This window comes from Escherichia sp. KTE172, from assembly GCF_000408845.1.
Lineage (GTDB): Bacteria > Pseudomonadota > Gammaproteobacteria > Enterobacterales > Enterobacteriaceae > Escherichia > Escherichia coli.
In genome coordinates, this window is record NZ_KE137316.1 from 186,988 (window position 1) to 205,786 (window position 18,799).

At 49.8% G+C, this 18,799-nt stretch carries 19 protein-coding genes and 1 other annotated feature (1 of these 20 cut by a window edge); of the genes, 14 read left to right on the forward strand and 5 right to left on the reverse strand.

All coding sequences use genetic code 11. The features are described 5' to 3' along the window. Positions 1-57 (reverse strand) — a sequence feature (Trp leader region) (it extends 37 nt beyond the left edge of the window). Next, positions 34-78, reverse strand: a complete 45-nt coding sequence (gene trpL / locus G434_RS26870) for a trp operon leader peptide (protein ID WP_001700591.1) — start codon at positions 76-78, stop codon at positions 34-36. Its footprint overlaps the feature before it by 24 nt. A gap of 137 nt (positions 79-215) precedes the next feature. On the opposite strand from trpL, the gene rnm reads away from it, so the two are divergent. The 4 genes from rnm (at position 216) to rluB (ending at position 4,723) form a co-directional block, all read left to right on the forward strand. Further along, positions 216-1,097 carry an RNase RNM gene (rnm, locus tag G434_RS22635; protein ID WP_001285692.1) on the forward strand — a complete coding sequence of 294 codons (882 nt, stop codon included), beginning with the start codon at positions 216-218 and terminating at the stop codon, positions 1,095-1,097. Further along, entirely contained in the window at positions 1,094-1,714 is a 621-nt protein-coding gene (locus tag G434_RS22630; RefSeq protein WP_001295575.1) for an L-threonylcarbamoyladenylate synthase, read from the forward strand. Before rnm ends, G434_RS22630 begins: the two co-directional genes overlap by 4 nt. 27 nt (positions 1,715-1,741) lie before the next feature. Beyond that, a complete protein-coding gene (locus G434_RS22625; protein ID WP_001309470.1) occupies positions 1,742-3,637 on the forward strand; it encodes a DUF2207 domain-containing protein in 1,896 nt (631 codons plus the stop codon). A 210-nt stretch (positions 3,638-3,847) separates the two neighbouring features. Then, positions 3,848-4,723, forward strand: a complete 876-nt coding sequence (gene rluB, locus G434_RS22620; RefSeq protein WP_001291206.1) for a 23S rRNA pseudouridine(2605) synthase RluB — start codon at positions 3,848-3,850, stop codon at positions 4,721-4,723. A 39-nt stretch (positions 4,724-4,762) separates the two neighbouring features. On the opposite strand, the gene cobO is transcribed toward rluB, so the two are convergent. Further along, the gene (gene cobO / locus G434_RS22615) at positions 4,763-5,353 is read right to left on the reverse strand and encodes a cob(I)yrinic acid a,c-diamide adenosyltransferase (RefSeq protein WP_001278887.1); all 591 of its coding nucleotides are present in this window, start codon (positions 5,351-5,353) and stop codon (positions 4,763-4,765) included. After that, a complete protein-coding gene (locus tag G434_RS22610) occupies positions 5,350-6,108 on the reverse strand; it encodes a YciK family oxidoreductase (protein ID WP_000559257.1) in 759 nt (252 codons plus the stop codon). The genes cobO and G434_RS22610 overlap by 4 nt, the downstream gene beginning before the upstream one ends. Positions 6,109-6,327: 219 nt before the next feature. Between G434_RS22610 and sohB the strand changes: the two genes are divergently transcribed. Next, entirely contained in the window at positions 6,328-7,377 is a 1,050-nt protein-coding gene (gene sohB / locus G434_RS22605) for a protease SohB (protein WP_000422053.1), read from the forward strand. 35 nt (positions 7,378-7,412) lie between these two features. On the opposite strand, the gene G434_RS22600 is transcribed toward sohB, so the two are convergent. Further along, positions 7,413-7,664 (reverse strand): YciN family protein, encoded by a 252-nt coding sequence (locus G434_RS22600; protein ID WP_001031530.1) that lies wholly within the window; start codon positions 7,662-7,664, stop codon positions 7,413-7,415. Positions 7,665-8,043: 379 nt separating this feature from the next. On the opposite strand from G434_RS22600, the gene topA reads away from it, so the two are divergent. From topA to acnA, 6 genes are all read left to right on the forward strand, one after another. Continuing rightward, the gene (gene topA, locus G434_RS22595; RefSeq protein WP_001309471.1) at positions 8,044-10,641 is read left to right on the forward strand and encodes a type I DNA topoisomerase; all 2,598 of its coding nucleotides are present in this window, start codon (positions 8,044-8,046) and stop codon (positions 10,639-10,641) included. 209 nt (positions 10,642-10,850) lie between these two features. Further along, the gene (gene cysB, locus G434_RS22590) at positions 10,851-11,825 is read left to right on the forward strand and encodes an HTH-type transcriptional regulator CysB (protein ID WP_000776253.1); all 975 of its coding nucleotides are present in this window, start codon (positions 10,851-10,853) and stop codon (positions 11,823-11,825) included. A gap of 318 nt (positions 11,826-12,143) precedes the next feature. Further along, positions 12,144-12,284 (forward strand): YmiA family putative membrane protein, encoded by a 141-nt coding sequence (locus tag G434_RS22585; protein ID WP_001300896.1) that lies wholly within the window; start codon positions 12,144-12,146, stop codon positions 12,282-12,284. Positions 12,285-12,286: 2 nt separating this feature from the next. Further along, positions 12,287-12,454 carry a protein YciX gene (yciX, locus tag G434_RS22580; protein WP_001309472.1) on the forward strand — a complete coding sequence of 56 codons (168 nt, stop codon included), beginning with the start codon at positions 12,287-12,289 and terminating at the stop codon, positions 12,452-12,454. Positions 12,455-12,567: 113 nt separating this feature from the next. Continuing rightward, complete coding sequence (gene ymiC, locus G434_RS29555; RefSeq protein ID WP_001310756.1) at positions 12,568-12,663, forward strand: small membrane protein YmiC; 96 nt, start codon at positions 12,568-12,570, stop codon at positions 12,661-12,663. A 163-nt stretch (positions 12,664-12,826) separates the two neighbouring features. Further along, a complete protein-coding gene (gene acnA / locus G434_RS22575) occupies positions 12,827-15,502 on the forward strand; it encodes an aconitate hydratase AcnA (protein ID WP_000099547.1) in 2,676 nt (891 codons plus the stop codon). 63 nt (positions 15,503-15,565) lie between these two features. Here acnA and ribA read toward each other — a convergent pair whose 3' ends face one another. After that, positions 15,566-16,156, reverse strand: a complete 591-nt coding sequence (gene ribA, locus G434_RS22570) for a GTP cyclohydrolase II (RefSeq protein WP_001176295.1) — start codon at positions 16,154-16,156, stop codon at positions 15,566-15,568. A 169-nt stretch (positions 16,157-16,325) separates the two neighbouring features. On the opposite strand from ribA, the gene pgpB reads away from it, so the two are divergent. The 3 genes from pgpB to lapB all read left to right on the forward strand — a co-directional run bounded on the left by pgpB (position 16,326) and on the right by lapB (position 18,723). Next, a complete protein-coding gene (gene pgpB / locus G434_RS22565) occupies positions 16,326-17,090 on the forward strand; it encodes a phosphatidylglycerophosphatase B (protein ID WP_001256552.1) in 765 nt (254 codons plus the stop codon). A gap of 148 nt (positions 17,091-17,238) precedes the next feature. Continuing rightward, the gene (gene lapA, locus G434_RS22560) at positions 17,239-17,547 is read left to right on the forward strand and encodes a lipopolysaccharide assembly protein LapA (protein WP_000876284.1); all 309 of its coding nucleotides are present in this window, start codon (positions 17,239-17,241) and stop codon (positions 17,545-17,547) included. Between the two features lie 6 nt (positions 17,548-17,553). Then, a complete protein-coding gene (gene lapB / locus G434_RS22555; protein ID WP_000891338.1) occupies positions 17,554-18,723 on the forward strand; it encodes a lipopolysaccharide assembly protein LapB in 1,170 nt (389 codons plus the stop codon). The last annotated feature ends 76 nt before the right edge of the window (positions 18,724-18,799 follow it).

An 18,799-nucleotide genomic window follows, 5' to 3' on the forward strand; every position in this document is an offset into this window, starting at 1 on the left:
ATTGCTTTACGCATGGTGAATACACTGCCCGTTTCAGGAAGTGCGCCACCAACCTTTCAGTACGAAAATTGCTTTCATTGTCGATACCCTTTTTACGTGAACTTGCGTACTAGTTAACTAGTTCGATGATTAATTGTCAACAGCTCATTTCAGAATATTTGCCAGAACCGTTATGATGTCGGCGCAAAAAACATTATCCAGAACGGGAGTGCGCCTTGAGCGACACGAATTACGCAGTGATTTACGACCTGCACAGCCATACCACAGCTTCCGATGGCTGCCTGACGCCAGAAGCATTGGTGCACCGTGCAGTCGAGATGCGCGTCGGCACCCTGGCGATCACCGACCATGACACCACAGCTGCAATCTCACCAGCAAGAGAGGAAATTTCACGTTCGGGACTGGCGCTGAATCTTATTCCCGGCGTGGAAATCTCCACGGTCTGGGAAAATCATGAAATTCATATTGTCGGGCTGAATATTGATATTACTCATCCGCTAATGTGTGAGTTCCTCGCGCAGCAGACAGAACGGCGCAATCAGCGGGCGCAGCTGATTGCCGAAAGACTTGAAAAAGCGCAGATACCAGGTGCGCTGGAAGGCGCGCAACGACTGGCGCAGGGCGGTGCGGTGACGCGCGGTCATTTTGCTCGTTTCCTTGTGGAGTGCGGCAAAGCCAGTTCAATGGCGGATGTCTTTAAAAAATATCTGGCGCGCGGGAAAACCGGATACGTTCCGCCACAGTGGTGTACAATAGAACAAGCTATTGATGTCATTCATCATTCTGGCGGTAAGGCGGTGCTAGCTCATCCTGGGCGGTACAATCTTAGTGCTAAATGGCTGAAAAGATTGGTTGCGCATTTTGCTGAACACCACGGCGACGCGATGGAAGTCGCGCAGTGCCAGCAATCGCCCAATGAACGCACCCAGCTGGCGACACTTGCGCGTCAGCATCATTTATGGGCATCACAAGGATCTGATTTTCATCAGCCGTGCCCGTGGATTGAACTGGGTCGTAAACTCTGGCTGCCTGCAGGCGTTGAAGGCGTCTGGCAGCTATGGGAACAGCCGCAGAACACCACAGAGAGGGAATTATGAGCCAGTTTTTTTATATTCATCCTGATAATCCGCAGCAACGTCTGATCAACCAGGCGGTGGAGATCGTGCGTAAAGGCGGGGTGATTGTTTATCCAACCGATTCCGGCTATGCGCTCGGCTGTAAAATTGAAGATAAAAACGCCATGGAGCGTATTTGTCGAATTCGCCAGCTGCCGGACGGTCACAACTTTACCCTGATGTGTCGCGATCTTTCTGAGCTCTCGACCTATTCATTCGTGGATAACGTTGCGTTTCGTTTGATGAAAAACAACACGCCGGGCAACTACACCTTCATCCTGAAAGGGACGAAGGAGGTGCCACGCCGTCTGTTGCAGGAAAAACGCAAAACCATCGGTATGCGTGTGCCTTCTAACCCGATTGCGCAGGCGTTGCTTGAAGCACTGGGCGAACCGATGCTTTCCACTTCGCTAATGCTGCCAGGCAGCGAATTTACCGAATCCGATCCGGAAGAAATTAAAGACCGTCTGGAAAAACAGGTGGACTTGATTATTCACGGCGGCTATCTCGGGCAGAAACCAACAACGGTTATTGATCTTACTGATGATACGCCGGTCGTGGTGCGTGAAGGCGTAGGTGATGTGAAGCCTTTCTTATAACAAATTGCGTTCCACGGATGGAAGACTATGGCAGGGATATATCGCTGCATTTTGCTGTTGATAGTTGGGCTTTTTTTCTCTTCGTTGAGTTATCCGAAAAACACGGAGATCCCTTTTTATGAAGAAGGGATCTCGCTCTTTGATGTTGAAGCCACTCTGCAACCGGATGGGGGGCTCGACATCAAAGAAAATATTCATTTTCAGGCGCGAAATCAGCAGATTAAGCACGGATTTTATCGTGATTTACCACGACTCTGGATGCAGCCTGATGGGGACGCTGCACTGCTGAACTATCATATTGTTGGCGTCACCCGTGATGGTGTTCCTGAACCCTGGCATCTTGACTGGCATATCGGTTTAATGAGTATCGTCGTGGGCGATAAACAACGTTTCTTGCCTCAAGGCGACTATCATTATCAAATTCATTATCAGGTTAAAAATGCTTTCCTGCGTGAGGGAGATTCAGATCTGTTAATCTGGAACGTGACTGGTAACCACTGGCCGTTTGAAATCTATAAGACCCGATTTTCACTCAAGTTCCCTGATATCGCGGGTAATCCATTTAGCGAAATCGATCTCTTTACTGGAGAAGAGGGCGACACATATCGAAATGGCCGCATCCTTGAGGACGGAAGAATTGAATCCCGCGATCCGTTTTATCGTGAAGATTTCACGGTACTCTACCGCTGGCCTCACGCTTTACTTAGCAATGCCCCGGCTCCACAAACGACGAATATTTTCAGCCATCTTCTTTTACCCTCCACGTCATCGTTGTTAATTTGGTTTCCGTGTCTATTCCTGGTTTGTGGATGGTTATATCTCTGGAAGCGCAGGCCGCAATTTACGCCGGTAGATGTGATTGAAACCGATGTCATTCCGCCAGATTACACGCCCGGCATGTTACGTCTCGATGCGAAGCTGGTTTACGACGATAAAGGTTTTTGTGCCGATATCGTAAATCTGATTGTGAAAGGCAAAATTCATCTGAAAGATCAGTATGACAAGAACCAGCAAATCCTGATTCGTGTTAATGAAGGCGCGACCAGAAATAATGCGGTATTACTGCCCGCAGAGAAGTTATTACTGGAAGCGTTATTTCGTAAAGGCGATAAGGTCGTTCTTACGGGGAGACGCAACAGAGTCTTACGCAGTGCATTTTTACGGATGCAGAAATTTTATCTGCCGCGTAAAAAGTCTTCGTTTTACCGACCTGATGCGTTTTTGCAATGGGGGGGAATGGCGATATTAGCGGTTATTCTCTACGGTAACCTGAGTCCCGTAGGCTGGGCAGGAATGAGTCTGGTGGGCGATATGTTTATTATGATCTGCTGGCTTCTTCCTTTTTTATTTTGTTCCCTTGAGCTTTTGTTTGCCCGCGATGATGACAAGCCTTGCGTTAATTGTGTAATCATCACTTTGTTTTTACCGCTGATTTGTTCAGGCGTGGCCTTTTATTCTCTCTATATCAATGTCGGAGATGTATTCTTTTACTGGTATATGCCAGCGGGTTATTTTAGCGCTGTTTTCCTGACCGGTTATCTCACTGGCATAGGGTATATTTTTCTGCCAAAGTTTACCCAAACTGGGCAGCAACGTTATGCCCACGGTGAAGCTATCGTTAACTATCTTGCGCGTAAAGAGGCGGCAACACACAGTGGGCGGCGGCGGAAAGGGGAAACACGGAAACTGGATTACGCATTGTTAGGTTGGGCGGTCTCGGCAAACCTTGGCAGAGAATGGGCAGAACGTATCACCCCATCACTCACAGCGGCTGTTAGCGCCCCGGAAATTGCCCGTAGTGGCGTTTTATTCTCATTGCAGACGCACCTGAGTTGCGGGGCCTATACCAGTTTGTTGGGGCGAAGCTATTCCGGTGGTGGTGCTGGCGGCGGTGCGGGTGGCGGAGGCGGTGGTGGTTGGTAACCAAATCGACGTTAATCGAAACAAGCTTTAACCATAAAGATAGTGTAGTATGTTGCGCCTCAAAGCCAGGTCGATAAACGTCGAGTCGTTTACTTAAGGCCTTAAGAGTTCAAACAGACTTTACTATCAGTGAGTCAGATGTAAGTTCTGACTCACTGTTGCACAAAAGCATATCAGACGCCTGGGAAGGCGACACCAAAAGGAAGCTCTATGAGCGAAAAGCTACAGAAAGTGCTGGCGCGTGCCGGCCACGGCTCTCGCCGTGAAATCGAATCTATTATTGAAGCCGGTCGTGTGAGTGTTGATGGCAAAATTGCTAAACTCGGCGATCGCGTTGAAATTACCCCTGGATTGAAAATCCGTATCGATGGTCACCTGATTTCGGTACGTGAGTCCGCTGAACAAATTTGTCGCGTTCTGGCCTATTACAAACCGGAAGGTGAGTTGTGTACCCGTAACGATCCGGAAGGACGTCCAACGGTGTTTGACCGTCTGCCAAAACTGCGTGGCGCACGCTGGATTGCCGTAGGTCGTCTGGACGTTAACACCTGTGGTCTGTTGCTCTTCACCACCGACGGTGAACTGGCAAACCGTTTAATGCATCCAAGCCGTGAAGTTGAACGTGAATATGCCGTGCGTGTATTTGGTCAGGTTGACGACGCGAAACTGCGTGATTTGAGTCGTGGCGTGCAGCTGGAAGATGGTCCGGCAGCCTTTAAAACCATCAAGTTCAGCGGCGGCGAAGGGATCAACCAGTGGTACAACGTTACTCTGACCGAAGGCCGTAACCGTGAGGTTCGTCGTCTTTGGGAAGCGGTTGGTGTGCAGGTAAGTCGCCTGATCCGTGTGCGTTACGGTGATATTCCACTGCCGAAAGGTCTGCCACGCGGCGGCTGGACAGAGCTGGATCTCGCCCAGACTAACTATCTGCGCGAACTGGTGGAGCTACCGCCAGAAACCAGCTCTAAAGTCGCTGTAGAAAAAGACCGTCGTCGTATGAAGGCGAATCAGATTCGTCGTGCGGTTAAGCGTCACAGTCAGGTGAGCGGCGGTCGTCGCTCTGGTGGACGTAATAATAACGGTTAATCAAAGTATGCCGGACGTCATATCCGGCATTTTTACAGATTAGTAATCAATCCCTATCTGCGCTTTTACACCGGCATCAAACGCATGTTTCACGGGGCGTAATTCACTTACCGTATCCGCCAATTCAAGAATATCCCGATGACAACCACGACCCGTGATAATCACCGTTTGTTGATGTGGACGTTCATTTAACGCCTTCACCACTTCTTCCAGTGGCAAATAATCATACGCCACCATATAAGTCAGTTCATCGAGCAAAACCATATCCAGTGAAGGATCTGCCAGCATTCGTTTGGCATGTTGCCAGACTTCACGGCAGGCCGCGGTATCAGATTCGCGATTTTGTGTATCCCAGGTAAAGCCCGTTGCCATCACCTGAAATTCAACGCCGTGTGGTTCCAGCAGTTTTCGTTCGCCGTTAGGCCAGGTGCCTTTAATAAACTGCACGACGCCCACTTTTTTTCCGTGACCAACTGCGCGTGTTGCCGTACCAAATGCCGCGGTGGTTTTGCCTTTTCCATTGCCGGTAAAGACGATGATAATACCGCGTTCATCCTGGGCCTGGGCCACACGAGCATCTACTTTTTCTTTCACTCGCTGCTGACGCTGTTGGTAGCGTTCATCACTCATTGGGAAATTCCTGGTTTACGGCCCGGTTGGGCGTCAAAGGTCATGCCGGTTTTACGGCGGCTGTCATCGCCCATCAGCCAGAGGTAGAGCGGCATGATATCAGCGGGTGTTTTAAGTTTCTGTGGATCTTCGGTCGGGAAGGCGTTGGCACGCATTGCGGTGCGCGTACCGCCTGGGTTAATGCAGTTGACGCGCAGGCGCTGCTGATATTCATCGGCCAGTACCTGCATCATCCCTTCGGTGGCAAATTTCGACGCTGCATATGCGCCCCAGTTTGCACGCCCCTGACGTCCAACGCTTGATGAAGTAAAGACCAGTGAACCCGCGTCCGATTTGAGTAATAAAGGAAGCAGTGCTTGGGTGAGCATAAAGGTGGCATTAACGTTGACCTGCATGACGTCCTGCCAGACCTGCGGATTTTGTTCGCTCATTGGGCAAACATCGCCGAGCAATCCGGCATTATGCAAAACACCATCCAGACGTGGATAATTAACGGCAATGCGCTGTGCCAGTTGTTGGCAATTTTCGGACGTGCAGGTCAGCAAATCGAGAATAAACCACTGTGGCTGACGCCCAGTTTCTTCGTTTATGTGGCTGGCTACCTGATGTAATTTTTCTTCATTACGGCCCAACAGAATCACAGTCGCACCATAGCGTGCATACGTCATCGCGGCTTCACGACCAATCCCATCGCTGGCTCCCGTCACCAGGATAATGCGATCATTGAGTAAATCTTGTTTTGGCTGGTAATGCATGGCTACTCCTCAACGACGTTGTCTGTCGCGCTGCCAGTGTACTTTAAGACTTTGGGGCTTTATGCCTGAAACAGAAGGGCATTTCAATCAGCCTGGGGCGATAACACCGCAAAATGGATACTTTGTCATACTTTCGCTGCAATAACATCTCTGCGAGACGGCTTAACATGCCTGTTGTAAACTGTGAGCCAAAGCGTTGTTTAACCAAGGTGGGGACTCGTGGAATTGTTGTCTGAATATGGTTTGTTTTTGGCGAAAATCGTTACCGTTGTGCTAGCGATTGCGGCGATTGCCGCCATTATTGTCAATGTTGCTCAACGTAATAAACGCCAGCGTGGCGAGTTACGGGTCAACAATCTCAGCGAACAGTATAAGGAGATGAAAGAAGAACTGGCCGCGGCGCTGATGGACTCACATCAGCAAAAACAGTGGCACAAAGCGCAGAAGAAAAAGCACAAGCAAGAAGCGAAAGCAGCAAAAGCGAAAGCCAAACTGGGCGAGGTGGCAACTGACAGTAAACCTCGCGTCTGGGTGCTGGATTTTAAAGGCAGCATGGACGCCCATGAAGTGAACTCGCTACGTGAAGAGATAACGTCGGTACTCGCAGCATTTAAACCGCAGGATCAGGTTGTGCTACGTCTGGAAAGCCCTGGTGGCATGGTGCATGGTTACGGGCTGGCGGCTTCGCAGCTGCAGCGTCTGCGTGATAAAAACATTCCTTTAACTGTTACGGTAGACAAAGTCGCTGCCAGCGGCGGTTACATGATGGCCTGTGTGGCGGACAAAATTGTTTCCGCACCGTTTGCTATTGTGGGTTCCATTGGCGTGGTGGCACAAATGCCCAACTTTAACCGCTTCCTGAAAAGCAAAGATATTGATATCGAACTGCACACCGCCGGGCAGTATAAGCGCACGCTGACCTTGCTGGGTGAAAACACCGAAGAAGGGCGGGAGAAATTCCGCGAAGAGCTGAACGAAACGCATCAGTTATTTAAAGATTTTGTGAAGCGTATGCGTCCGTCTCTGAATATTGATCAGGTGGCAACGGGTGAACACTGGTACGGACAACAGGCGGTAGAGAAAGGCTTGGTTGATGAAATCAACACCAGTGATGAAGTTATTCTTAGCCTGATGGAAGGCCGTGAAGTGGTCAATGTACGCTATATGCAGCGTAAACGACTCATTGACCGATTCACCGGCAGCGCGGCAGAGAGCGCCGATCGATTGTTGCTACGCTGGTGGCAGCGGGGTCAAAAGCCATTGATGTAAAAGACAAACGCGAGGGTAAGACCTCGCGTTTTGCTTTAATCAACCAGGTGATATTTTTCTGAAAGCACATGGGCCAGGTGTTTGAACATATTAAACACCGCGGTGCTTTTGGCTGTTGGCAATCCTTGTTCATCTAAAAAGTAGTCGCCGGTAAATACCAGCACGCCATTACGCTGCGTGACGCCGGTGGCTTCAATCCCTGCGAGCGTATCCTCATGCTCACGAATGATTTTGTTGGCCTCTTTCAACAGCGTCTCGCGGTCGATGGGTTGTGTCTCTTTGTTCATTATTTACTCCTTAAACAAGGACATTAGTCTACGCCAGGCATGGCTTGCAGACAAATATACCACGCTGGTGGCAAGAGCGCCTTACTGGCAACTTTGGATTTTGCATGCTAATAAAGTTGCGTATCGGATTTTATCAGGTACAGTGTGACGCTTTCGTCAATCTGGCAATAGATTTGCTTGACATTCGACCAAAATTCCGTCGTGCTATAGCGCCTGTAGGCCAAGACCTGTTAACTCAGTCACCTGAATTTTCGTGAACAGAGTCACGACAAGGGGTTGATATCCGCAGAGAGCGAGTCCATATCGGTAACTCGTTGCCAGTGGAAGGTTTATCAACGTGCGACGCATTCCTGGAAGAATCAAATTAGGTAAGGTGAATATGGGTAAAGCTCTTGTCATCGTTGAGTCCCCGGCAAAAGCCAAAACGATCAACAAGTATCTGGGTAGTGACTACGTGGTGAAATCCAGCGTCGGTCACATCCGCGATTTGCCGACCAGTGGCTCAGCTGCCAAAAAGAGTGCCGACTCTACCTCCACCAAGACGGCTAAAAAGCCTAAAAAGGATGAACGTGGCGCTCTCGTCAACCGTATGGGGGTTGACCCGTGGCACAATTGGGAGGCGCACTATGAAGTGTTGCCTGGTAAAGAGAAGGTCGTCTCTGAACTGAAACAACTGGCTGAAAAAGCCGACCACATCTATCTCGCAACCGACCTTGACCGCGAAGGGGAAGCCATTGCATGGCACCTGCGGGAAGTGATTGGTGGTGATGATGCGCGCTATAGCCGAGTGGTGTTTAACGAAATTACTAAAAACGCGATCCGCCAGGCATTTAACAAACCAGGTGAGCTGAATATTGATCGTGTTAATGCCCAGCAGGCGCGTCGCTTTATGGACCGCGTGGTGGGATATATGGTTTCGCCGCTGCTGTGGAAAAAGATCGCTCGTGGTCTGTCTGCAGGTCGTGTGCAGTCGGTGGCGGTCCGCCTGGTGGTCGAGCGTGAGCGTGAAATTAAAGCGTTCGTACCGGAAGAGTTCTGGGAAGTCGATGCCAGCACGACCACGCCATCTGGTGATGCGTTGGCGTTGCAGGTGACTCATCAGAACGACAAACCGTTCCGCCCGGTCAACAAAGAACAAACTCAGGCTGCGGTAAGTCTGCTGGAAAAAGCGCGCTACAGCGTGCTGGAACGTGAAGACAAACCGACAACCAGTAAACCTGGCGCTCCTTTTATTACCTCTACGCTGCAACAAGCTGCCAGCACCCGTCTTGGTTTTGGCGTGAAAAAAACCATGATGATGGCGCAGCGTTTGTATGAAGCTGGCTATATCACATACATGCGTACCGACTCCACCAACCTGAGTCAGGACGCGGTAAATATGGTTCGCGGTTATATCAGCGATAATTTTGGTAAGAAATATCTGCCGGAAAGTCCGAATCAGTACGCCAGCAAAGAAAACTCACAGGAAGCGCACGAAGCGATTCGTCCTTCTGACGTCAATGTGATGGCGGAATCGCTGAAGGATATGGAAGCAGATGCGCAAAAACTGTACCAGTTAATCTGGCGTCAGTTCGTTGCCTGCCAGATGACCCCAGCGAAATATGACTCCACGACGCTGACCGTTGGTGCGGGCGATTTCCGCCTGAAAGCACGCGGTCGTATTTTGCGCTTTGATGGCTGGACAAAAGTGATGCCTGCACTGCGTAAAGGCGATGAAGATCGTATCTTACCGGCAGTCGATAAAGGCGATGCTCTGACGCTCGTTGAACTGACACCAGCCCAGCACTTTACCAAGCCGCCAGCGCGTTTCAGTGAAGCATCGTTGGTTAAAGAACTGGAAAAACGCGGTATCGGTCGTCCGTCTACCTATGCGTCGATCATTTCGACTATTCAGGATCGTGGCTATGTGCGAGTAGAAAATCGTCGTTTCTATGCGGAAAAAATGGGCGAAATCGTCACCGATCGCCTGGAAGAGAATTTCCGTGAGTTAATGAACTACGACTTCACCGCACAGATGGAAAACAGCCTCGACCAGGTGGCAAATCACGAAGCAGAGTGGAAAGCTGTACTGGATCACTTCTTCTCGGATTTCACCCAGCAGTTAGATAAAGCTGAAAAAGATCCGGAAGAGGGGGGGATGCGCCCGAACCAGATGGTTCTGACCAGCATCGACTGCCCGACCTGTGGTCGCAAAATGGGTATTCGCACAGCGAGCACCGGGGTATTCCTTGGCTGTTCCGGCTACGCTCTGCCACCGAAAGAGCGTTGCAAAACCACCATCAACCTGGTGCCGGAAAACGAAGTGCTGAACGTGCTGGAAGGTGAAGACGCTGAAACCAACGCGCTGCGCGCAAAACGTCGTTGCCCGAAATGCGGCACGGCGATGGACAGCTATCTCATCGATCCGAAACGTAAGTTGCATGTCTGTGGTAATAACCCAACCTGCGACGGTTACGAGATCGAAGAGGGCGAATTCCGCATTAAAGGTTATGACGGCCCGATCGTTGAGTGTGAAAAATGTGGATCTGAAATGCACCTGAAAATGGGGCGTTTCGGTAAATACATGGCCTGCACTAACGAAGAGTGTAAAAACACGCGTAAGATTTTACGTAACGGCGAAGTGGCACCACCGAAAGAAGATCCGGTGCCATTACCGGAGCTGCCGTGCGAAAAATCAGATGCTTATTTCGTGCTGCGTGACGGTGCTGCCGGTGTGTTCCTGGCGGCCAATACCTTCCCGAAATCGCGTGAAACACGTGCGCCACTGGTGGAAGAGCTTTATCGCTTCCGCGACCGTCTGCCGGAAAAACTGCGTTATCTGGCCGATGCGCCACAGCAGGATCCGGAAGGTAATAAGACCATGGTTCGCTTTAGCCGTAAAACCAAACAGCAATATGTCTCTTCGGAAAAAGACGGAAAGGCGACTGGCTGGTCAGCATTTTATGTTGATGGCAAATGGGTTGAAGGGAAAAAATAACCTTTAATTCTGTCAGGTTTTTATAAACAAAGGGTCGCGAAAGCGGCCCTTTTTTATTGCATATTATTTTTTCTTCACACCTATACACTAAGGCTATAAATGATATAGTGGTTATAGTTAGCACCTTTTTTATTATTAAATCGTATTAGTCACCCGCCAGGTGTGACGAAAAAACGATGTTCTGATGGCGTCTAAGTGGATGGTTTAACATGAAATTACAACAACTTCGCTATATTGTTGAGGTGGTCAATCATAACCTGAATGTCTCATCAACGGCGGAAGGACTTTACACATCACAACCCGGGATCAGTAAACAAGTCAGAATGCTGGAAGACGAGCTAGGCATTCAAATTTTTTCCCGAAGCGGCAAGCACCTGACGCAGGTAACGCCAGCAGGACAAGAAATAATTCGTATCGCTCGTGAAGTCCTGTCGAAAGTCGATGCCATAAAATCGGTCGCCGGAGAGCACACCTGGCCGGATAAAGGCTCGCTGTATATCGCCACCACGCATACCCAGGCACGCTATGCGTTACCAAACGTCATCAAAGGCTTTATTGAGCGTTATCCTCGCGTTTCTTTGCATATGCACCAGGGCTCGCCGACACAAATTGCTGATGCCGTCTCTAAAGGCAATGCCGATTTCGCGATTGCCACAGAAGCGCTGCATCTGTATGAAGATTTAGTGATGTTACCGTGCTACCACTGGAATCGGGCTATTGTAGTCACTCCGGATCACCCGCTGGCAGGCAAAAAAGCCATTACCATTGAAGAACTGGCGCAATATCCGTTGGTGACATATACCTTCGGCTTTACCGGACGTTCAGAACTGGATACTGCCTTTAACCGCGCAGGGTTAACGCCGCGTATCGTCTTCACGGCAACGGATGCTGACGTCATTAAAACTTACGTCCGGTTAGGGCTGGGAGTAGGGGTCATTGCCAGCATGGCGGTGGATCCGGTCGCCGATCCCGATCTTGTGCGTGTTGATGCTCACGATATCTTCAGCCACAGTACAACCAAAATTGGTTTTCGCCGTAGTACTTTTTTGCGCAGTTATATGTATGATTTCATTCAGCGTTTTGCACCGCATTTAACGCGTGATGTCGTTGATGCGGCTGTCGCATTGCGCTCCAATGAAGAAATTGAGGTCATGTTTAAAGATATAAAACTGCCGGAAAAATAATTTCTTGCGTTATTTCCGGCACCTTTTATGTAGAGAAGGTGCCGGAATATATTCTCTTTTGTTGCTTATTTGTATCCGCTGCACAATATTTTTATCCCTCATATTTATAGGGTAAATTACTTGTAAAGTAGTGTCTAATTACCCGCCTCGCAAACTCCAGTTTTCAAATATCTATTTCAGGTCAAAAGATTGAATTATTCACTGGAGACGATTCGTAAATTCGCTGGATTTTTGACTAAAGTTTCTTTAGGATTTGTCTCATCGTATGATTAATTACACCAATCGTTCAACGTCTTGCTGATAAGTGATGGCGATTATATGAGGTTAGCAATGCCTTCTGGAAATCAGGAACCCCGCCGGGACCCTGAATTAAAACGCAAAGCCTGGCTGGCGGTATTTCTTGGTTCTGCACTTTTCTGGGTGGTTGTCGCACTGCTGATTTGGAAAGTGTGGGGATAACTATGGTCGGTCAGGAGCAACTGGAGTCGTCACCATTATGTCAGCATAGTGACAATGAACCAGAAACGAAACGGGAATGTTCCGTCGTTATTCCAGACGACTGGCAACTAACAACGCAGCAGCAAGCCTTTATAGAACTGTTTGGTGAAGATGATCAGCCGAAACAATAATTATCATCATTCTTATTACCCATTTTTAATCAATTAAAGGGCTTTTAATACACCGCAGCAATAACAGGTTGAGTTATCTCAACACAAAGTAATAACCGTTAAGGGTGTAGCCTATGATCAACACAAATATGAAATATTGGTCCTGGATGGGCGCATTTTCTCTGTCGATGCTCTTCTGGGCCGAACTCCTCTGGATCATTACTCACTGATCCCTGACCCCGCTGCGGCGGGGTTTTCATTTGCTTTGCCACAAGGTTTCTCCTCTTTTATCAATTTGGGTTGTTATCAAATCGTTACGCGATGTTTGTGTTATCTTTAATATTCACCCTGAAGAGAATCAGGGCTTCGCAACCCTGTCATTAAGGAGGAGCTATGTCGTCAACCCTACGAGAAGCCAGTAAGGACACGTTGCAGGCCAAAGATAAAACTTACCACTACTACAGCCTGCCGCTTGCTGCCAAATCACTGGGCGATATCACCCGTCTGCCTAAGTCACTCAAAGTTTTGCTCGAAAACCTGCTGCGCTGGCAGGATGGTAACTCGGTTACCGAAGAGGATATCCACGCGCTGGTGGGATGGCTGAAAAATGCTCATGCTGACCGTGAAATTGCCTACCGCCCGGCAAGGGTGTTGATGCAGGACTTTACCGGCGTACCTGCCGTTGTTGATCTGGCGGCAATGCGCGAAGCGGTTAAACGCCTCGGCGGCGATACTGCAAAGGTTAACCCGCTCTCACCGGTCGACCTGGTCATTGACCACTCGGTGACCGTCGATCGTTTTGGTGATGATGAGGCATTTGAAGAAAACGTGCGCCTGGAAATGGAGCGCAACCACGAACGTTATGTGTTCCTGAAATGGGGAAAGCAGGCGTTCAGTCGTTTTAGCGTCGTGCCGCCAGGCACAGGCATTTGCCATCAGGTTAACCTCGAATATCTCGGCAAAGCAGTGTGGAGCGAATTGCAGGACGGTGAATGGATTGCTTATCCGGATACACTCGTTGGTACTGACTCGCACACCACCATGATCAACGGCCTTGGCGTGCTGGGGTGGGGCGTTGGTGGGATCGAAGCCGAAGCCGCAATGTTAGGCCAGCCGGTTTCCATGCTTATCCCGGACGTAGTGGGCTTTAAACTCACCGGAAAATTACGTGAAGGTATTACCGCCACAGACCTGGTTCTCACCGTTACCCAAATGCTGCGCAAACATGGCGTGGTGGGGAAATTCGTCGAATTTTATGGTGATGGGCTGGATTCACTACCGCTGGCGGATCGCGCCACCATTGCCAATATGTCGCCAGAATATGGTGCCACCTGTGGCTTCTTCCCAATCGATGCTGTCACCCTCGATTACATGCGTTTAAGCGGGCGCAGTGAAGATCAGGTTGAGTTGGTCGAAATATATGCCAAAGCGCAGGGCATGTGGCGTAACCCGGGCGATGAACCGATTTTTACCAGTACGTTAGAACTGGATATGAATGACGTTGAAGCGAGCCTGGCAGGGCCAAAACGCCCACAGGATCGCGTTGCACTGCCCGATGTACCAAAAGCATTTGCCGCCAGTAACGAACTGGAAGTGAATGCCACGCATAAAGATCGCCAGCCGGTCGATTATGTTATGAACGGACATCAGTATCAGTTACCTGATGGCGCGGTGGTCATTGCTGCGATAACGTCGTGCACCAACACCTCTAACCCAAGTGTGCTGATGGCCGCAGGTTTGCTGGCGAAAAAAGCTGTAACTCTGGGCCTCAAGCGGCAACCGTGGGTCAAAGCGTCGCTGGCACCAGGCTCGAAAGTCGTTTCTGATTATCTGGCAAAAGCGAAACTGACACCGTATCTCGATGAACTGGGATTTAACCTTGTGGGATACGGTTGTACCACCTGTATTGGTAACTCTGGTCCATTGCCCGATCCTATCGAAACGGCAATCAAAAAAGGCGATTTAACCGTCGGTGCGGTGCTGTCCGGCAACCGTAACTTTGAAGGCCGTATCCATCCGCTGGTTAAAACTAACTGGCTGGCCTCGCCGCCGCTGGTGGTTGCCTATGCGCTGGCGGGAAATATGAATATTAACCTCGCTTCTGAGCCTATTGGTCACGATCGTAAAGGCGACCCGGTATATCTGAAAGATATCTGGCCCTCGGCACAAGAAATTGCCCGTGCGGTAGAACAAGTCTCCACAGAAATGTTCCGCAAAGAGTACGCAGAAGTTTTTGAAGGCACAGCAGAGTGGAAGGAAATTAACGTCGCACGATCCGATACCTACGGTTGGCAGGAAGATTCAACCTATATTCGCTTATCGCCTTTCTTTGATGAAATGCAGGCAACACCAGCACCTGTGGAAGATATTCACGGTGCGCGGATCCTCGCAATGCTGGGGGATTCAGTCACCACTGACCATATCTCTCCGGCGGGCAGTATTAAGCCCGACAGCCCGGCGGGTCGATATCTACAAGGTCGGGGTGTTGAGCGCAAAGACTTTAACTCCTACGGTTCGCGGCGTGGTAACCATGAAGTGATGATGCGCGGCACCTTCGCCAATATTCGCATCCGTAATGAAATGGTGCCTGGCGTTGAAGGGGGGATGACGCGGCATTTACCTGACAGCGAGGTCATCTCTATTTATGATGCCGCGATGCGCTATAAGCAGGAGCAAACGCCGCTGGCGGTGATTGCCGGGAAAGAGTATGGATCAGGCTCCAGCCGTGACTGGGCGGCAAAAGGTCCGCGTCTGCTTGGTATTCGTGTTGTGATTGCCGAATCGTTTGAACGAATTCACCGCTCGAATTTAATTGGCATGGGCATCCTGCCGCTGGAATTTCCGCAAGGCGTGACGCGTAAAACGTTAGAGCTAACCGGGGAAGAGAAGATTGATATTGTCGATCTGCAAAATCTACAACCCGGCGCGACGGTTCCGGTGACGTTTACGCGCGCGGATGGTAGCCAGGAAGTCGTACCCTGCCGTTGTCGTATCGACACCGCGACGGAGTTGACCTACTACCAGAACGACGGCATTTTGCATTATGTCATTCGTAATATGTTGAAGTAACGAGTATTTGCTTGCCGGTTATTTTGCTTCCGGCAAGCAAATGAATTACACAATGCAAGAGGGTTATTTGTTCAGCAAATGACCCATTTTCTCGGCTTTGGTATCGAGATAATGTTCGTTATTGGGGTTACGACCTACAATCAACGGTACGCGTTCAACAATATTAATCCCTGCTTCGGTCAGAATTTCGACTTTTTTCGGGTTGTTGGTTAACAAGCGGACTTCATTGACGCCAAGGAGTTTGAACATATCAGCGCAAAGAGTGAAGTCGCGCTCATCAGCGGCGAAGCCTAACTGGTGGTTAGCCTCTACAGTATCGTAACCTTGATCCTGCAGTGCATAAGCGCGGATTTTATTCAGCAGACCAATGTTACGACCTTCCTGACGGTGATACAGCAAAATACCACGGCCTTCTTCGGCAATTTGCGTCAGTGCCGCTTCGAGCTGGAAGCCACAATCGCAGCGCAAGCTGAACAGGGCGTCACCGGTCAGACATTCGGAATGGACGCGCGCAAGTACCGGGGTATGCCCGGAAATATCGCCATAGACTAGCGCGACATGATCGTGTCCGGTTGCCAGTTCTTCAAATCCCACCATCAGGAAATCGCCCCATGGGGTTGGCAGTTTGGCTTCTGCCACACGTTTAAGCTGCATGAAATTCTCCAGATAATGCTGGTTCTGTATTGGCTTATTTTGCCATAACGAGAAGGGGTTCACCTAATCACGACGCGTCGATCGTTCACGGAATGGCACAAATCTGTCAATTTTTCCTGGAACTGGCATTTTCAGTTATGATTGTGGGACTTATCAAAAAGGAGAGGCCATGCGTTCGATTGCCAGACGTACCGCAGTGGGAGCTGCACTATTGCTTGTTATGCCAGTAGCCGTATGGATATCTGGCTGGCGTTGGCAACCTGGAGAACAAAGTTGGCTACTAAAAGCGGCTTTTTGGGTTACTGAAACTGTCACCCAGCCCTGGGGCGTCATTACACATTTGATTTTATTCGGTTGGTTTCTCTGGTGTCTGCGTTTTCGCATTAAGGCTGCCATTATGTTATTTGCCATTCTGGCGGCGGCAATCCTTGTGGGACAAGGCGTTAAATCCTGGATCAAAGACAAAGTCCAGGAACCACGACCTTTTGTTATCTGGCTGGAAAAAACACATCATATTCCGGTTGATGAGTTCTACACTTTAAAGCGAGCAGAACGCGGAAATTTAGTGAAAGAACAGTTGGCTGAAGAGAATAATATCCCACAATATTTGCGTTCACACTGGCAGAAAGAGACGGGGTTTGCCTTTCCTTCCGGTCACACGATGTTTGCTGCCAGTTGGGCGCTGCTGGCCGTTGGTTTGCTGTGGCCGCGTCGGCGAACGTTAACTATTGCTATCTTGCTGGTCTGGGCAACCGGAGTCATGGGAAGCCGCCTGCTGCTCGGGATGCATTGGCCACGCGATCTGGTGGTAGCTACGTTAATTTCGTGGGCGCTGGTGGCGGTGGCAACGTGGCTTGCGCAACGAGTTTGTGGGCCATTAACACCACCTGCGGAAGAAAATCGCGAAATTGCACAACGAGAACAAGAAAGTTAACGCTGGTTGATTTTCCGAATTTAGCCCTTAAATCATCAACAATGCGCGTGGATGCCATTTCGCAGACGGCGCGAAAATGGTACTTTAAAGGGCTATTGCGGTAAGTTGACCATAATTTATTCGCTCTAACCACATAACGGGAAGTAATGTGAAATATTTACTCATTTTCTTACTGGTGTTAGCGATCTTCGTGATTTCGGTCACGTTGGGTGCGCAGAACGATCAACAGGTGACGTTTAATTATCTGTTAGCGCAAGGGGAGTACCGTATTTCCACATTGCTGGCGGTATTGTTTGCTGCGGGGTTTGCTATCGGTTGGCTGATTTGCGGCCTGTTCTGGCTGCGAGTTCGTGTTTCCCTGGCGCGCGCTGAACGTAAAATAAAGCGACTGGAAAACCAGCTTTCACCCGCGACTGACGTGGCTGTAGCGCCGCATTCGTCAGCGGCGAAGGAATAACTTTCTATGCTGGAGTTGTTGTTTCTGCTTTTGCCTGTAGCCGCTGCCTATGGCTGGTATATGGGCCGCAGAAGTGCGCAACAAAACAAGCAAGATGAAGCCAACCGCTTGTCGCGTGATTACGTAGCGGGGGTTAACTTCCTGCTTAGTAATCAACAGGATAAAGCGGTAGACCTGTTTCTCGATATGCTTAAAGAGGATACGGGTACCGTTGAAGCCCACCTTACGCTCGGAAACCTGTTCCGTTCGCGTGGCGAAGTTGATCGCGCTATTCGCATCCATCAGACCCTAATGGAAAGCGCCTCGCTGACCTATGAACAGCGTCTGTTGGCGATTCAACAACTGGGGCGTGATTACATGGCCGCCGGGTTATACGACCGCGCGGAAGACATGTTCAATCAACTGACCGATGAAACTGACTTCCGCATTGGCGCGCTGCAACAGTTGCTACAAATCTACCAGGCTACCAGCGAGTGGCAGAAAGCAATTGATGTTGCCGAACGCCTGGTGAAGCTGGGTAAAGATAAGCAGCGCGTCGAAATTGCTCATTTCTACTGCGAGTTAGCCCTACAGCATATGGCCAGCGACGATCTCGATCGTGCCATGGCCTTGTTAAAAAAAGGTGCGGCGGCAGATAAAAACAGCGCCCGCGTATCCATCATGATGGGACGCGTATTTATGGCGAAAGGAGAATACGCCAAAGCCGTCGAAAGTTTGCAACGCGTGATATCCCAGGACAGAGAACTGGTCAGCGAAACGCTGGAAATGCTGCAAACCTGCTACCAGCAGTTGGGTAAAACTGCCGAATGGGCAGAATTCCTGCAGCGCGCGGTGGAAGAGAACACCGGTGCCGATGCTGAACTAATGCTTGCGGACATCATCGAAGCGCGCGACGGTAGTGAGGCCGCACAGGTCTATATTACGCGTCAGCTTCAGCGTCATCCGACCATGCGTGTGTTCCATAAGCTAATGGATTACCACTTAAATGAAGCGGAAGAAGGGCGTGCCAAAGAGAGTCTGATGGTGCTGCGGGACATGGTTGGCGAGAAGGTGCGTAGTAAGCCTCGTTATCGCTGCCAGAAATGTGGTTTTACCGCATATACCCTCTACTGGCATTGTCCGTCTTGTCGGGCCTGGTCAACCATTAAACCGATTCGCGGTCTTGATGGCCTGTAATTTTTAAAAAAATCCGACTTTAGTTACAACATACTAATTATTGATGTTCCATTGTGCTCCGGTAACTCGGGCGCAG

What these genes read in the sequence shown, in the direction of transcription:
- yciX (WP_001309472.1), top strand. Translation starts at nt 12,287, where the DNA reads ATGGTCGGTCAGGAGCAACTGGAGTCGTCACCATTATGTCAGCATAGT.
- lapB (WP_000891338.1), top strand. Translation starts at nt 17,554, where the DNA reads ATGCTGGAGTTGTTGTTTCTGCTTTTGCCTGTAGCCGCTGCCTATGGC.
- ymiC (WP_001310756.1), top strand. Translation starts at nt 12,568, where the DNA reads ATGATCAACACAAATATGAAATATTGGTCCTGGATGGGCGCATTTTCT.
- cobO (WP_001278887.1), bottom strand. Translation starts at nt 5,353, where the DNA reads ATGAGTGATGAACGCTACCAACAGCGTCAGCAGCGAGTGAAAGAAAAA.
- G434_RS22585 (WP_001300896.1), top strand. Translation starts at nt 12,144, where the DNA reads ATGAGGTTAGCAATGCCTTCTGGAAATCAGGAACCCCGCCGGGACCCT.
- topA (WP_001309471.1), top strand. Translation starts at nt 8,044, where the DNA reads ATGGGTAAAGCTCTTGTCATCGTTGAGTCCCCGGCAAAAGCCAAAACG.
- G434_RS22600 (WP_001031530.1), bottom strand. Translation starts at nt 7,664, where the DNA reads ATGAACAAAGAGACACAACCCATCGACCGCGAGACGCTGTTGAAAGAG.
- G434_RS22625 (WP_001309470.1), top strand. Translation starts at nt 1,742, where the DNA reads ATGGCAGGGATATATCGCTGCATTTTGCTGTTGATAGTTGGGCTTTTT.
- cysB (WP_000776253.1), top strand. Translation starts at nt 10,851, where the DNA reads ATGAAATTACAACAACTTCGCTATATTGTTGAGGTGGTCAATCATAAC.
- acnA (WP_000099547.1), top strand. Translation starts at nt 12,827, where the DNA reads ATGTCGTCAACCCTACGAGAAGCCAGTAAGGACACGTTGCAGGCCAAA.
- rluB (WP_001291206.1), top strand. Translation starts at nt 3,848, where the DNA reads ATGAGCGAAAAGCTACAGAAAGTGCTGGCGCGTGCCGGCCACGGCTCT.
- pgpB (WP_001256552.1), top strand. Translation starts at nt 16,326, where the DNA reads ATGCGTTCGATTGCCAGACGTACCGCAGTGGGAGCTGCACTATTGCTT.
- ribA (WP_001176295.1), bottom strand. Translation starts at nt 16,156, where the DNA reads ATGCAGCTTAAACGTGTGGCAGAAGCCAAACTGCCAACCCCATGGGGC.
- G434_RS22630 (WP_001295575.1), top strand. Translation starts at nt 1,094, where the DNA reads ATGAGCCAGTTTTTTTATATTCATCCTGATAATCCGCAGCAACGTCTG.
- G434_RS22610 (WP_000559257.1), bottom strand. Translation starts at nt 6,108, where the DNA reads ATGCATTACCAGCCAAAACAAGATTTACTCAATGATCGCATTATCCTG.